The sequence below is a fragment of the Candidatus Izimaplasma bacterium HR1 genome (assembly GCA_000755705.1).
Classification (GTDB): Bacteria; Bacillota_I; Bacilli_A; order Izemoplasmatales; family Izemoplasmataceae; genus Xianfuyuplasma.
Window position 1 is genome coordinate 868,319 of record CP009415.1, and the last position, 15,985, is coordinate 884,303.

14 protein-coding genes are annotated in these 15,985 nt (G+C 32.6%); 13 read left to right on the plus strand and 1 reads right to left on the minus strand.

Going from position 1 to position 15,985, the window contains the following annotated elements:
- Window positions 1-16: 16 nt before the first annotated feature.
- Genes KQ51_RS09405 through KQ51_RS04340 form a run of 3 tightly spaced genes read left to right on the plus strand, consistent with a single transcriptional unit; the run spans window position 17 to window position 3,205 of the window.
- Complete coding sequence (locus tag KQ51_RS09405; RefSeq protein WP_052609183.1) at window positions 17-856, plus strand: hypothetical protein; 840 nt, start codon at window positions 17-19, stop codon at window positions 854-856.
- A gap of 5 nt (window positions 857-861) precedes the next feature.
- Complete coding sequence (locus KQ51_RS04335) at window positions 862-2,424, plus strand: lysine 5,6-aminomutase subunit alpha (RefSeq protein WP_038469346.1); 1,563 nt, start codon at window positions 862-864, stop codon at window positions 2,422-2,424.
- Between the two features lies 1 nt (window position 2,425).
- On the plus strand, window positions 2,426-3,205 hold the full coding sequence (locus tag KQ51_RS04340) for a cobalamin B12-binding domain-containing protein (RefSeq protein WP_038469349.1): 780 nt from the start codon (window positions 2,426-2,428) through the stop codon (window positions 3,203-3,205).
- 40 nt (window positions 3,206-3,245) lie between these two features.
- On the opposite strand, the gene rnjA is transcribed toward KQ51_RS04340, so the two are convergent.
- Complete coding sequence (gene rnjA, locus KQ51_RS04345; RefSeq protein WP_038469352.1) at window positions 3,246-4,928, minus strand: ribonuclease J1; 1,683 nt, start codon at window positions 4,926-4,928, stop codon at window positions 3,246-3,248.
- Between the two features lie 149 nt (window positions 4,929-5,077).
- On the opposite strand from rnjA, the gene KQ51_RS04350 reads away from it, so the two are divergent.
- From KQ51_RS04350 to glmL, 10 genes are all read left to right on the plus strand, one after another.
- The gene (locus KQ51_RS04350) at window positions 5,078-5,866 is read left to right on the plus strand and encodes a Cof-type HAD-IIB family hydrolase (protein WP_038469354.1); all 789 of its coding nucleotides are present in this window, start codon (window positions 5,078-5,080) and stop codon (window positions 5,864-5,866) included.
- The gene (locus tag KQ51_RS04355) at window positions 5,859-6,647 is read left to right on the plus strand and encodes an AAA family ATPase (protein ID WP_038469357.1); all 789 of its coding nucleotides are present in this window, start codon (window positions 5,859-5,861) and stop codon (window positions 6,645-6,647) included. Before KQ51_RS04350 ends, KQ51_RS04355 begins: the two co-directional genes overlap by 8 nt.
- A gap of 4 nt (window positions 6,648-6,651) precedes the next feature.
- Complete coding sequence (gene priA, locus KQ51_RS04360) at window positions 6,652-8,991, plus strand: primosomal protein N' (protein WP_038469361.1); 2,340 nt, start codon at window positions 6,652-6,654, stop codon at window positions 8,989-8,991.
- Between the two features lie 12 nt (window positions 8,992-9,003).
- Window positions 9,004-9,945 carry a methionyl-tRNA formyltransferase gene (fmt, locus tag KQ51_RS04365; RefSeq protein ID WP_038469364.1) on the plus strand — a complete coding sequence of 314 codons (942 nt, stop codon included), beginning with the start codon at window positions 9,004-9,006 and terminating at the stop codon, window positions 9,943-9,945.
- A 43-nt stretch (window positions 9,946-9,988) separates the two neighbouring features.
- The gene (locus KQ51_RS04370) at window positions 9,989-10,552 is read left to right on the plus strand and encodes a phosphatidylglycerophosphatase A (RefSeq protein WP_052609186.1); all 564 of its coding nucleotides are present in this window, start codon (window positions 9,989-9,991) and stop codon (window positions 10,550-10,552) included.
- Window positions 10,553-10,565: 13 nt separating this feature from the next.
- Window positions 10,566-12,164 (plus strand): HD domain-containing phosphohydrolase, encoded by a 1,599-nt coding sequence (locus KQ51_RS04375; RefSeq protein ID WP_038469367.1) that lies wholly within the window; start codon window positions 10,566-10,568, stop codon window positions 12,162-12,164.
- Window positions 12,165-12,175: 11 nt separating this feature from the next.
- Window positions 12,176-13,333, plus strand: coding sequence for a methionine adenosyltransferase (metK, locus tag KQ51_RS04380; RefSeq protein WP_038469370.1), 1,158 nt, complete (start codon window positions 12,176-12,178; stop codon window positions 13,331-13,333).
- 12 nt (window positions 13,334-13,345) lie between these two features.
- Window positions 13,346-13,825, plus strand: coding sequence for a hypothetical protein (locus KQ51_RS04385; RefSeq protein WP_038469373.1), 480 nt, complete (start codon window positions 13,346-13,348; stop codon window positions 13,823-13,825).
- 366 nt (window positions 13,826-14,191) lie between these two features.
- Window positions 14,192-14,596: a methylaspartate mutase subunit S gene (glmS, locus tag KQ51_RS04390; protein ID WP_038469375.1), complete on the plus strand. Its 405-nt coding sequence runs from the start codon at window positions 14,192-14,194 to the stop codon at window positions 14,594-14,596.
- Window positions 14,596-15,984, plus strand: a complete 1,389-nt coding sequence (gene glmL, locus KQ51_RS04395) for a methylaspartate mutase accessory protein GlmL (RefSeq protein ID WP_038469378.1) — start codon at window positions 14,596-14,598, stop codon at window positions 15,982-15,984. Before glmS ends, glmL begins: the two co-directional genes overlap by 1 nt.
- The last annotated feature ends 1 nt before the right edge of the window (window position 15,985 follow it).

Consider the following 15,985-nt stretch of genomic DNA (forward strand, 5'->3'; position numbering starts at 1 on the left):
GGTAGATAACGTAACAATGCAAGATAAACCACGCATTAAGTTATACCCAAAAATGCTTGTTGCAACAGCGTTAAACTGTCTCGAAGAAACAACGAGTGAATATGTTATTCATGAAAAAACAAATATAAGTACTCCTCTAGGAGTTATAGTAATAGCTGAAATTACTAAACAAGGCGAAGTACTAGTAGCCGGGCCTTCCACAAATAATGATATGAAGTTCATCGTAAATTTACTCAAAAAGTATCAAGCGAGTATGATATTGATAGATGGAGCACTATTCCGTAAATCAATTGCGAATACTTATTTATCAGATGCAATAATTTTGTCGACAGGTGCAAGTTACAATAAAGACATAGATATAGTAGTTACAGATACAAAGATATTTATTGACCAGTTATCTTTACCACAGTATAAACGACCAGTAAATACTAATGTAAGAACATATGAAAACACATTTTACACCAATGTAAATACTAATGAAAACAAGGTAATTCATGAATCTCTTTTACATAATGAGGATATTTTGTCTACTTACCTAGGTAAATTTGATCTACTTTATATTAAAGGTGCTTTAACGGACAGAATTTACCAAATATTGGTCAATAATCGTAATGAGTTCAAAAAACTCAAAATAGTAGTTAAAGATGCTACAAATATCTTAATGAAGCCAAATCATTTTCGTAACTTATCGAAAATCGGAGTTGAAGTAGAGGTCCTAAATCAAATCGAAATATTATTCGTAACATTTAATCCTTACTCACCTTTTAGTTATGATTTCAATAATGAAGAATTAAGAGAAAAATTGCAGAAAAAAATAAGTAAAAAAATAATAAATGTTTTAACAGATTTGGAGTGAGAAGTATGGCAAAGTTAAATTTAGATAAAACGAAAATTTTAGAAGCAAGAGAATATGCATTTAAAATTGCAGAAGATACTCAGGCTTTTATTGATAAACATACAACAGTAACAGTTGAAAGAACTATTTGTAGATTACTTGGAATTGATGGAGTTGATGATCTTGATGTTCCATATCCAAATATTGTTGTGGACCATATTCAAAAGAAAGGTGATCTTGGAATAGGAGTTTCTAATTATTTAGCTTCTACTATTGAATCGACCAATTTATCACTTTCTGAAATTATTGAGGGCGTAGTTTCAAATGAGATTGATTTAACAGCTTATCCGCTATTGTCAAAACAAGAAGTTATCGACACTCTTCAACCTTATATTGATGAATCTCTTTTTAAGATCAACCAGAACAAATCGAAAAGAGAAAGTTACTTCGATAAGTATGGTGACAAAGAAGGACCATTACTATATGTAATAGTAGCAACAGGTAATATTTACGAGGATGTTACTCAAGCTAAAGCTGCAGCGAAGGCTGGAGCGGACGTAGTTGCTGTAATTAGAACAACTGGTCAAAGCCTTTTAGACTTCGTTCCTTATGGACCAACGACTGAAGGATTTGGTGGTACCTATGCTACGCAGGAAAACTTCAAAATAATGCGTTCTGCATTAGATGAAGTAGGTGAAGAACTAGGAAGATACATTAGACTGGTAAATTATGCATCAGGTTTATGTATGCCTGAAATAGCAGCAATGGGCGCTTTAGAGCGTCTAGATATGATGTTAAATGACTCACTTTATGGTATCTTATTTAGAGATATAAATGTGCAAAGAACTTTTGTTGACCAGAACTTTTCCAGAGTTATAAATGCCTACTCTGGTATAATTATAAACACTGGTGAAGATAATTATCTAACAACAAGTGATGCAGTTACAGAAGCACACACTGTTTTAGCTTCACAGTTTATAAATGAGCAATTTGCATTACTGGCACACATGAAAGAGGAGCTGCAAGGGTTAGGACATGCATTTGAAATTGATCCAGAGGTAGAAAATGGATTCTTGTACGAGCTGGCACAAGCACAAATGGCACGTGAAATATTCCCTAATGCCCCTTTAAAGTATATGCCACCAACTAAGTACATGACTGGTAATATATTCAAAGGACAGGTACAGAACGCTCTGTTTAACATAGTAACAAAGATAACAGATCAAAGAATCCACTTATTAGGAATGTTAACTGAAGCTGTACATACACCCTTTATGAGTGATAGATATTTAGCAATTGAGAATGCTAACTATATTAATAGAACAATGCAAGATTTAGGTGAGGAAATAGTCTTTAAGAAAGGTGGAATCATCGAGAATAGAGCTACAAAAGTACTTGATGACGCCAATGATTTATTAAAGGAAATTGCAAACATTGGTATCTTTGAAACACTAGAAAGAGGAATTTTTGCAGGTATAAAACGAGAAAAAACTGGTGGAAAAGGATTAAAAGGTGTAGCGTTCAAGGATGATAAATACATTAATCCAATTCTTGACCAGATGATAAAAGAGTTAGAGGAGGTTAAATAATATGGGATATGACTTAAATGCTAAAAATTATTCCAAAGAGTTGGACCTTAAAAGGCTTAAACCATACGGAGATACAATGAATGATGGTAAAATTCAACTGAGTTTTACGTTACCAATCAAAAATGATGAAAAGGGAGCTGAATCAGCAAAAGTTTTAGCAAGAAAAATGGGTATAAATGACCCTCTAGTTGCTGAATCTATTACCCTTGATAATGAGTTTACTATGTACATAGTTTACGGAGGGGTCAATCACACAATTGATTACACAACAATTGAAGTTGAGACGGTTGACACTGATGTAATGAGTAAATACGAAGTTGAAGATTTTATTGAACAGAACTTTGATAATAATATTGTAGTAGTAGGTGCATCTACAGGAACAGATGCTCACACTGTTGGAATTGACGCTATCATGAACATGAAAGGCTTTGCGGGTCATTACGGACTTGAAAGATATCGGAACATTGATGCTTATAATTTAGGTAGCCAAGTTGAAAATGAGCTACTTATAAAGAAAGCTTTAGATGTTAATGCAGATGTTCTACTAGTAAGTCAAACTGTAACACAAAAAGATGTCCATATTAAGAACCTTGTTAACCTAGTAGAACTACTAGAAGCAGAAGGACTTAGAGAACGATTTTTGATTATAGTTGGTGGGCCACGTATTACGCATGAATTAGCCAAGGAACTTGGTTTTGATGCTGGGTTTGGACCTAAGAAATTTGCTGAAGATGTTGCATCATTTTTTGCTCAAGAATTACACAATAGAAAGAGTGCATAGCACTCTTTTTTTATGCAAAAAAAAGAGTAGAGATTTCTCTCTACTCATTTACTAACATAACTACTGGCATAATCATTGGATTACGTTCAGTTTTATTTCTAATGAAATCTCCTAATGTTTTTGTTAGAGATTTTTTTAATGCACTTATATTTAAACTTTTATAAGCTTTTAATTTTTTCGTCATTTCGCGTTCAGTTAAATTTGCAATTTCCTCAGTTAATGCACCATGTTCCCTCATATAGATGAATCCTCTTGAAATGATTACAGGAGAACCAATTAATCTCATATTCTTTTTATCGATAGTAACAATGGCACTAAGTAGTCCATCTTCGCTTAATAACTTACGATCACGGATTACTATACTACCAATATCTCCGATACCTTTACCGTCAATATAGACATTCCCAGCTTGAACTTTTCCTGCGAATCTAGCAGTACTTTTAGTAACTGCTAAGACTTCACCGTTGTCCATAACAAATGATCTATCCTTACGAACACCTGTTTGATGTCCAATGTTGGAATGGATCTTTAACATTCTGTATTCACCGTGAATTGGCATAAAGTATTTTGGTTTAGTTAGTTTTAGCATTAATTTTAGTTCTTCTTGTCCACCATGTCCAGATGTATGAGTATCAGTTAGAGGTGAATTAGTAATAACGTTTGCTCCTCGTCTAAATAGCATATTAATCGTTCTACTAACCCCTATTTGATTACCAGGAATAGGGCTTGAACTGAATATTACTGTATCGCCTTCCATTAGCTTAATTTGGCGATGTGTACCAGCTGCAATACGGCTAAGAGCAGCAAGGGGCTCACCTTGTGAACCAGTACAGATTATTGTCATTTTCTCTTTTGGATATTTATTAATGTTATGAGATTCTATAAAAGTACCACCTGGGGCTCTTATATAACCCATTTCACCACCAACATCTAGAGTTTTTAACATGCTTCTACCGTAAACTGCAATCTTTCTTCCAGTAGCAACACTTGCCTCAACAATTTGTTGAACTCTGTGAACATTGGACGCGAATGTAGCAACGATAACTCTACCATCAATTTTGGTGAATATATCTTTAATACTTTCAGCTACTAATTTCTCACTCTTAGTGAAATCAGCGAGTTCTGCATTAGTTGAATCGCTTAATAGAAGAAGTACACCTTTACGTCCTAGTTCAGCTATTCTTTGATAGTTGGCATCTGGTCCTGTAGGTGTGAAATCAAACTTGAAATCTCCTGTATGTACTATTACTCCTTGAGGAGTATGGATTACGACACCAAAAGAATCAGGAATCGAATGATTTGTTCTAAAGAAACTAACACTCATTTTTCCTAAAACAAGCTTTTCATATTCTTGATATTCTAAAACATTTGCTCTGAACCCTTTGTGCTGGTCCATTTTGTTTTTAATTAATCCAATAGCTATACCACTAGCATAGATTTTTGGTATTTTTACCTGGCGTAAAAGATAAGGGATTCCACCAATATGGTCTTCATGCCCATGCGTTATAATAAGCGCTTTTATCCTATCTTGATTTTCATAAAGGTATGTATAATCGGGAATGACATAATCAATACCCAGTAATGAATCATCTGGGAATAAAATTCCAGCATCAATTACAAGAATTTCATCTTGGTATTCCACCACATACATATTTTTTCCTACTTCACCAAGACCACCTAATGCAAAAACACCGACTTCGTTGTTTTTTAATATATTTTGCATTATCAATAGTCCTTTCTAAAAGAATCGATATTTCTCTATTTTTATTATAACAAACAAATCGCTTAAATTATAGATATATGTTATGAAAATGTTTTTACAAATACCTATATATTATTTAATATATGATATAATCTTAGTGAGGTGTTTATATGACTGACAAGAAAATAATCTTCTTTGACATAGATCGTACGTTATACGACCCAGATACAAGAAGTATACCTGTTTCTACAATAGAAGCATTAAAGAAATTACATGACGACCCTTCTGTAGAGATTGCAATCGCTACAGGTCGTGCTTTTTATATGTTACACAACGTCGAAGAGATTAAAGAATATATCAACATTTACATCCTAATAAATGGCCAAATAATCATCAAAGATGGGGTAACTATATTCAAAAATCCTATCCCAAAAAAACAAGTACTTGAAGTAGTAGAAAACTTTAATAAAAATAACATGAAATATGGATTCTTAGGTGAATTTGATGAAACATTGAATATCGTTGATGACAAAGGAAAAGAAGCTTTCGAACTTGTTGATATGAAATTACCAAAAATAGATCCTCATTTCTATAAAGATAATGAGATATTTCAAATGTGGGCTTTTTGCGAAAGAGATGAACACGATTATTTCAAAAAAGAGTTTAAAGATTTAGAAGTTGTTCGCTGGCTTGGTGGAGGATTTGATGTCTTAAGTAAGGGAATGAGTAAACGTGAAGGGATCAAAAAAGTTCTTGAAATCGAGGGAATTCCATTGGAGAATTCTTATGCATTTGGTGACGGAGATAACGACATCGAAATGCTAGATTATATACCTAAAAGCGTCGCAATGGGTAATGCTAGTAAAAGAGCTAAAGAACATGCAAGATATCTAACAAATGACATTAAGGATGACGGAGTAAGAAACGGGCTTATTGCCTTAGGATTACTTGATGATTAAGCGTTTATACTTTGACGATTTTGATGATAATTCCTATCCCTTTAATATCGTACCCATTAAAAACACAAAAGAATTAGAACTAGACAACAATATCACCATTTTTGTAGGCGAAAATGGTAGTGGTAAATCAACCTTGTTGCAAGCTATTGCATATTATAATAACTCAATCAATGTATCAGGTGCTAGTATCGATAGTCATTATTATGAAGCTATCCAAAGACTATCTAGTAAAATGAGGTTAGTCTATAAAGTTAAAACTAGAAAGGGATTTTTCTTTAGTGGAGAAGAGTTTATTACCTATATCAATTCTCTTAAAATGATGAAATCACAGTTAGAAAAAGATCTCATTGATATAAAAGAAGAATTTAAAGAAAAAAATGCCTATAGCTTACAACTAGCATTAGGTCCAATCAAAAAAAGCTTACGGGCACTAGAAGACAAATATCAAGGGGAATTAGGTCGAAAATCACACGGAGAAGGGTTTTTAGAATTCTTTAAAGCGAGAATGCATCAAAAGGGTATCTACATTCTTGATGAACCAGAGACTCCTTTAAGTGCAATTAATCAATACCAATTAGTTGTGCTAATTACTGACTTAGTTAAGAATGGATCACAAGTTATTTTAACTACCCATTCTCCAATACTAATGGCTTTAAAAGGCGCTAAAATATACAATTTTACAGAAAACAGTATTAAGGAAATTAAATATGAAGACATAGAAAGTGTTCAATTTATGAAACATTTCCTTAATGATAAAGATAATTTTATAGAAAGGCTCTAAACATATGATCGCAGAGATTTTAGTAGATGTTAAAGCTAAGGCAGTAGATCGTACTTTTGATTATAAAGTACCTCTAAACTTAGAAAATGTTATTGAAATCGGCCAAAGGGTGAAAGTCCCATTTGGACCGCGTTTCATTATGGGTTATGTACTTCATCTAAAAGAGAAATCAGACTTTGAAAGACTAAGAAATATTTCCTCGATAATGGATCTAATTCCAACGCTAACAGAAGAATTAATCGAGATAGGTAAAGAACTGAGAGTAACTAATACAAGTCCTTTAGTATCAATATATCAAGCAATGTTGCCAACAGCGTTAAAGTCTAAATACAAGAAAGTATTAACTTGCAAGGATACTAGTCTTTTGCCTCTTGATTTGGCTTTAAAGTTTAATCGCTATAACGAAGCACAGCTAACTAAAGAACTTGATCCATATTTGAAACAAATTAAGCAATATATTAATGAAAGTATAATCAATCTAGATTACCGTGTTAAACAGGTTAATAAAGAGCAATACATCAAGAAAATAAAACTACTTGATAGTAGTATTCCTTTAAGAGGAGAAAAGCAAAAACAAGTAGTTCAACTATTAGAAGGAACCGAAGTAATTCCTAAATTAGAATTAATGAAGAATCTTAATTTATCAAACTCAACTATAAAGACACTGGTGGATAAAGGTGTAATTGAAGAATTAAGTGAGGAAACATATCGAGAAGTAGAAAGTATCTATGCGATTAATGACAAACAAGTAACATTGAACGATGAACAAGAAATTTGCCTTAACGACTTAAAGAATAGTCTAAATAAAAATGAGGTTTTTCTACTTCATGGTATAACCGGAAGTGGAAAAACAGAAATCTATTTAAACATTATTGAAGAAGTAGTAAAACAATGTAAAGAGGCAATCATGCTTGTACCAGAAATTTCCCTAACTCCTATGATGGTTTCTAGGTTTAAAGGACGATTCAACGACAATGTAGCTTTACTACATAGTCGTCTAAGTGTCGGAGAGAAATACGATGAGTGGCGTAAAATTAGAAGAAAAGAAGTCCAAGTAGTAGTTGGGGCTAGAAGTGCTATATTCGCACCTTTTGAGAATCTAGGAGTTATCATTATTGATGAAGAACATACAGACTCTTATAAACAAGAAACAACTCCTAATTACCACGCAAAAGATGTGGCATTATTACGAAGTAAATACTATAACATACCTATTGTTTTGGGTAGTGCTACACCTAGTATTGATTCCTATTATAAAGCACTAAATAATGAATATAAACTCTTAGAAATTAAAAAGAGAGCTAATAGAACTACATTGCCTGAAGTCTTTATCGAAGATATGAGATTTGAATTTCAAGGTGGAAATAGATCAATCTTCTCAAGAAGACTACAAACACTAATTGAAGACAGACTAGAAAAGAAAGAGCAAATTATTCTATTGCTTAATAGAAGAGGCCATTCTACATTCGTAATGTGTCGTACATGCGGTGAAGTTATTATGTGTCCTAACTGTGATATTTCACTTACTTATCACGACAAAACTAAGAAACTAAAATGCCACTATTGTGGCCACGAAGAACCAAATCCAACAATGTGTCCTTTATGCCACAGTACCCATATAAGATTCATGGGAATAGGAACTGAAAAAGTAGAAGAGTTTACTAAGAAAGCATTCCCTAATGCAAGGATTACTCGAATGGACAGTGATACCACTACAACTAAGAATGCTCATGAAAAATTACTCTACAATTTTGAGCATAATGGTGATATACTAATAGGTACGCAAATGATTGCTAAAGGGCTAGATTTCCCCAAAGTAACATTAGTCGGAGTTTTAGCAGCTGATATGAGTTTGAACCTACCAGATTATAAGGCAATCGAGAAAACCTTCCAGTTATTAACTCAAGTTTCAGGTAGAGCTGGCAGACACGATATCTTTGGGAAAGTAGTAATTCAAACATATAATCCAGATCATTATGCGATTATGTATGCTAAAGATCACGATTATTTAAATTTCTACAAAACTGAAATGAAGATTAGAGAAATAGGTGGTTATACACCATTCTTTAATATCACCCAAATAGTTCTAACTGATCAAGATGTCAGAAAAGTCCTTAAAGAAGGGACTAAAATTGTAATGAAACTAAGAAAACAATTAGAGGATAATACTCAAGTCTTAGGACCAGTATTACCTAAAATAGCTCGAATTAATAATTACTACCGAGCTCAGATAATTATTAAATATAAAGAATCAAAAGTTATTGATGAGGTTTTAAAGAATATCTATCAAGAATACAGTGAATTATTAACTATTACAATTGATAAAAACCCATCACTTCTATAAGGAGTTGATACCATGAAAATAGTATTTATGGGAACACCAGATTTTAGTGTGAGAGTCTTAAAAGATTTGCACGAGAAATACCCAGTTAGTCTTGTTGTTACACAACCAGACAAGCAAGTAGGGAGAAAGAAAATTGTTACTTTTTCTCCTGTTAAAATTGCCGCTATTGAATTAGGAATAGAGGTCTTTCAACCTGTGAAAATCAGAAACGATTATGAAAGAATTCTACAAGAAAAACCAGATATTATTATCACGGCTGCATATGGACAAATTATACCAAAAATAGTCCTTGATAATCCCCAATATGGTGCTATCAATGTTCACGGAAGTTTGTTGCCATTATTAAGAGGTGGAGCACCAATCCAAAGATCAATCAAAAGATTACATAATACGACAGGAATTACCATTATGTATATGGCAATGAAGATGGATAGTGGAGATATTATTACTCAAAGAAGTATTCCTATCTTAAAAGATGATACTTCAGGTACTTTGTTTGAGAAACTAAGCTATTTAGGAAGTGATCTTTTACTAGAGACTTTACCTACAATCTTCGAAGGTACGAATAAACGTATCCCACAAGATGAATACTTAGTGTCTTATGCATATAACTTAAAACGTGAAGAAGAAGTTATTAATTGGGATCAAGAAGCACAATTAATAGATGCTCATTTAAGAGCTTTTACTCCTACTCCAAGTTGCTATACAACTATCGATGATAAGCAAATTAAAATCTATAATACACTCTTCTCTTTAGATTTAAAAGAAGCAGACGAGTCGAAAGCTAATGGTTCAATTGTAATTATCGAAAAAGAAAAAATAGGGGTCAAGGTAAGAAATGGTTATATTTATATTTACGAAGTTCAACTGTCAGGAAAGAAAAGACAAGACATAAAAACTTTCATGAATGGTGCAGGGAGAAATATAATTATCATAGATAAAGTATTCAAATAATTCGTAATTATGGTATAATTAAATATTATAAGAGGTGATAAATATGAAACATAAAGCATTATATACAAGAGAAGAAATGTTGAAACTGAACGTTGAAACCTTAAAAGAAAGAACCGTTTCTGTTATAGAAATTGCCGAAGTAGCTTTTCGTCAACAATCTAAATGGTCAAAAACAATCTCACTTCAACAATGTGTTGATTCTGTAGAGAAAATACTTAGTTTAAGAGATACATTCCATATCCTTCAACTAGGTGCAGAAATAGATAGATTAACAGATGAGGGAGCTTTTAAAGGTCCTATTCAAGAGATTTTAGTTACTGACTTAGGAATGTTTGGTATCGATGAACTGTTTGGTTTAGAACTTGCTGGTATGTATGGTACTATCGGTAAGACTAACTTTGGAGATATCGATGTAAATAAACCTTTAGTTGTTGATCGTCTTAATGAAGATGGGAAACATGAAGGTGGTTTATGTCATACATTCTTAGATGATATAGTCGGAGCCATTGCAGCCGCAGCATCTACTAGAGTTGCGCAAATAACTAATGAAAATGAAGCCTTAAAAGATCCTAGTGTTGAGGAGATTAAATTAGATTTAGATATTTAAAGGAGGTTTTAAAATGCCAAACACAAATAAAAAGCTTGATGACTTCTTTAAAAAATCTAATGATGAACCAGAAGAGTTAGTAAAGTATTATGAAGATTTAAATAAGGGTGTTGATCCTAACAAAAAAACGGTCACAGACCGAGTCGCATTCTTCTTTAAAAACTTAGCTGACAAAGTTGGAATTTATTATAATCGTAATAAGAAAGATAAAACCTTACATAAAACATCAACATTTAGACGAAGAATTCAAGTTTATTGGAAGTACATTATAAGAAATGTTACTGAAAGGTTTAACTTTGAAGCGGGTGTAGATATCTTAGATGATACATCAGTTTTGTTTCGTCGTAATAAAGTTAATCGTAATATCTTAGTTCTTACCAACTTTGTGTTTATCTTATTTACATTTATTGGCAATCAACGTCCTAACTATGTAATTATAGCAGGATTTGCGATTTTCATGTTTACAATAAATAGAACATTAAGAAGAGTAATTAACGAAGAACCACGAACATTACTAAAACAACAGATGGCTATGTATATTGGAAGTATTTATATTCTCGTTGCATCTATTGGTGTTTATGCAAAACTGAGGATTTCCGCTGGAAACATAAGTCTTGCTGAAGCTGTTGGTAATGGAAATGTTGAAGGAATCTTCTCATTTATTACCGATTTATCAATATCTCAAGCGGGATACTTATTAATCTATTTCGCACTTGTAGTAATCAGTCTTTACCAAGATAATACATTACTACGAATCTTATTTAGATGGGTATTTGTTTTCATGACAATCCTGCATATTATAGTCATGTATCCGCTATATAGTATTACCGGAGGATTACTAGGTTTATATCAATACCTATTTATAGACCACGCCAATGTTACGATCGATATAGTCTTAAGAACAATAACCCTTGTTGTCTTTTATATCGCTTTGTATTCAAGCGTATCAATTGGACAAATGATGAATAATAAACGTAAAGAAGAATTAATAAAACGCCGTGATATGGAAAAAGACTTTACCGCAGTTGTAGGTGATGTGTTCGACGTTATCGGTGTGTTTAATTCCCATACAATCAACCAAACAAAAGATGATGTTCATAGAGTCGCAGAACTTGCTTCTCGCTTAGCCAATGTCCTTGGTTTAAGCAGTAACATCTGTACTGAAATATATGAATATAGTGTCATCCATACTGATAGAGTAAATGATTTATCAATCTTAGAGTATGAAGGAAAAGAAACACTAACAGAACGGGATTACGCTGTTATTAGAGAGAAAACAATTTTAGGTTCAGTTGTAATTAAAAGATTACAGTTAAACCAAAAATCAGAAGATATAGTTCGTGTTCATTTTGAAAAAACAGTAGATACAAATTTTATAGAAAAAATGAAACGTGTTCAAAGATCACAAGAAGGACAAATCATCCTCCTTGCTGAGATTTATGATGTATTAAGACAAGAAAGAAATTATAAATCAGAATTAAAACATAAACGCGCAGTAGATTTATTACAGTTAGAATTTAAAGAATACTTCGAACCATATATTTTAGACAGATTTTTAAAATATCAAATGGAATTTGAAGCGTTCTACGATAAATTTAAGTTTAAAGAGTAGGTGGAAGAAACATGAGAAAATTATTTACGTCAGAAAGTGTTACAGAAGGGCATCCAGATAAGATTTGTGATCAAATCAGTGATGCAATTTTAGATGAAATATTTAAGACTGATCCAAATGCAAGAGTAGCTTGTGAAACAAGTGTTACTACAGGATTGGTTCTAGTAGCTGGAGAAATCACAACTTCAACATATATTGATATCCAAAAAATCGTAAGAAGAACTGTTAAAGAGATTGGATACGATCGTGGTAAATATGGTTTTGATGCTGAAAATCTGGCAGTATTAGTAGCTATAGATCCCCAATCACCAGACATTGCTCAAGGAGTAAATGAAGGTGAAGGTGACTTTAAAGAACAAGGTGCAGGAGATCAAGGAATCATGTTTGGTTATGCATCTAATGAAACAAAAGAGTATATGCCAATCGCAATATCTTTAGCTCATAAACTAGCAAAGCAATTAACAAAAGTTCGTAAAGATGGATTACTATCTTATTTAAGACCGGATGGTAAAACACAAGTTACAATCGAATTTAATGAAGATAATACTCCGATGAGAGTAGATAGTGTTGTTGTATCATCACAACACTCACCAGACATTACAATGGAGCAATTACGAAGAGATGTTGAAAAACACGTAATAAATGTAATTATTCCTCAAGAATTAATGGATGATAAAACAAAACTGTATATCAATCCAACAGGTAAATTCGTAATCGGTGGACCACATGGTGATGCCGGACTTACAGGCCGTAAAATTATAGTTGATACTTACGGAGGAATGGGCCGCCATGGTGGCGGAGCATTTAGTGGTAAAGATCCATCTAAAGTTGATAGATCAGCAGCTTACGCTGCACGCTATGTAGCGAAAAACTGTGTAGCCGCAGGATTTGCAGACCGCTTAGAAATTCAATTGTCATATGCAATTGGTGTAAGTGAACCAATGAGTATTTTAATTGAAACATTTAATACAGAAAAAGTTTCTAAAGAAGTTATTGTTAAAGCAATAACAGAAAACTTCAAGTTAACACCAAAAGGAATTATTTCTTCACTAAATCTACTTCAACCAATCTATAAGCAAACCGCAGCCTACGGACATTTCGGTAGAGATGATCTCGACTTACCATGGGAAAAATTGGATAAAGTAGAAATCCTTAAAAAATATTTATAAGGAGGAATCAAAATGCCTTGGTATCTAAACTTATTAATTGTAGTTGTTGCTTGTGCTCTTGTCGCACTATTATTCGCAAGACTACACAAGCATTTATTAAAATTATGGAAAGATGTAACTACAAAAGAAGTTATCTTTCATAAGCAATTAGAAAAAGTAGCAACGCTATTTCACGAAAACAAAGAACTACTTAAAACAGAAGATAATAAAGAATTCTTTAAAATAATTACTCGCTATCGTAAAAAGCATGTACGTACCTTGTTATTAAGCACGAGACAAGCTCTATTCAATGCGATTAATATTATCTTTGATGAAATAGAAGAACTAGAAGAGGCTGAATTTGCCTTGTTAAAGAAAGAATTCAATGAACTTCAAAAAGTTAGACGTATTTACAATACTAACGTCCTAATTTACAACCAAACAATTAGTGTGTTTCCTACAAGATATCTAGCATTAAGAATGAATTTAGAACTAAGAGAGTATTTTGGCTAAAAATACTCTTTTTCTTTTGTGAAAATACTTTCACATAGAACAATAGTCAAAAAACTATGAAAAAACCATCATTTTAACCTTTCTTAAATGAAAAAAATAGCATTTTTAAAAACGCTTACAAAAAATGAAAAAAAGACTTGCTTTTAAATAAATCTTATTATAATATAAGTATGTTTTTAAATAACAAAATCAATAGTAATAGACGAGGTAGAGATTATGAATCAGAACTTTAAACAGAAGTTAAAAGTTGTGAGAATAGCAGCCGTTTTTCAAAAAAACGACCTTTGTTTATACTTGACTAAAATTAAGGATTAAAATCACAATACTGATTTTATCCTTTTTCTATTTTTTCAGGAGGAAAGTACTATGAATACTGTTGTAATTGGAGTAATTGGTGCAGATGTACACGCTGTAGGAAACAAAATAATTGATTACGTTTTAACCGAAAGTGGATTTAACGTAGTAAATATCGGTGTTTTATCAAGCCAAGAGGACTTTATCAACGCAGCAATCGAAACAAACGCGAAAGCAATATTAGTATCAAGTTTATACGGTCATGGTGAAATGGACTGTAAATTTTTTAAAGAGAAATGTGAAGAAGCAGGACTCGGCCATGTTAAGTTATATGTTGGAGGAAATATCGTTGTTGGAAAACAAGATTTTACTGAAGTTGAATACCGTTTCAAAGATATGGGATTTGACAGAGTATATGCTCCAGGAACAAAAATTGAAGAAGCACTTGTTGATTTAAGAGAGGATCTTGATATGTAATGAAACCTTATCTATTAGTTGACTTTGGTTCAACCTATACTAAGTTAACATGTGTTGACTTAGAAGGCGAATACATCATCGGTACATCTAAAGCACCTACTACTGTTGAAACTAATGTACTAGAAGGATACGATAGAGCCTTCAAGTATTTAATTACCGATCATCCAGAAATTAAAGAAATATCTGGTATTTCAGCATGCAGTAGTGCAGCTGGGGGTCTTAAAATGGCTGCGATAGGACTAGTAGAAGAATTAACAGTTGAAGCTGCTAAACGTGCTTGTTTAGGAGCAGGAGCAATCGTTAAACGAGTTTATTCACACCATATGACAAGAAAAGAAGCACGAGATTTAAAAGAAGCAAATATTGATATTGTTCTACTCGCTGGGGGAACAAATGGTGGGAATCAAGAATGTATCATTCATAACGCCAAAAGACTAAAAGAAGTTGAAATAGATGTCCCAATTATAATTGCAGGGAATAAAGATGCTCAAGATGAAATTGATGATATCTTAGAAGGTACAAACGTAGAATACTATATTGTAGACAACGTTATGCCACAACTAAAGAAACTTAATGTTCAAGAAGCTAAACATGCAATAAGAAAAATCTTTATTGAAAAAATCATCGAAGCAAAAGGTATTAAAAAAGCTGAGGAAAAAATTGGAGAAATCATTATGCCTACTCCAGAAGCAGTTTTACAAGCAGCTGAATTATTAGCTGATGGTTTTGAAGATGAAGAAGGTTACGGAGAATTAATCATTATTGATATCGGTGGAGCTACAACTGACGTTCATACGATTGGTGAAGGATTCCCGAAAAGAACTGAAGTAATTTTAAAAGGTTTAGAAGAACCATTTGCTAAAAGAACCGTAGAAGGAGATTTAGGTATGCGCTATAGCGCTAATGCCCTTCTTACAAATGTATCAAATTACGAGTTCAAAAAGTATTTTGAGGAAGACGATCAGTGTGAACACAACATTGAAGAATCACTTGAAAGAAGAGCGAAAAATGTTGACTTTATCCCCAAAACAAAGGATGAAGAATCATTTGATAAAGCAATTGCTAAGATCTGTTGTGATGTCTCAATGAGCCGTCATGTAGGTCATGTAGAAGTAGTTCATACACCTTTAGGAGATATGTATTACCAAACAGGTAAAGACCTTACAGGGATTAGGTATGTTATTGGAACAGGTGGAGTATTAATCAATAATAATGATGCAAAAAAAATATTAAAACAAGTAAACAAGAAATCTAATAAGGTTCTAGAATTAAGACCAACAAATCCATCAATCTTATTAGATAAATCATATATCTTAAGTGCAATGGGATTACTAAGTCAAAAGTATCCTAAAGTAGCCTTAAAATTAATGAAACAATACTTAATGTAGT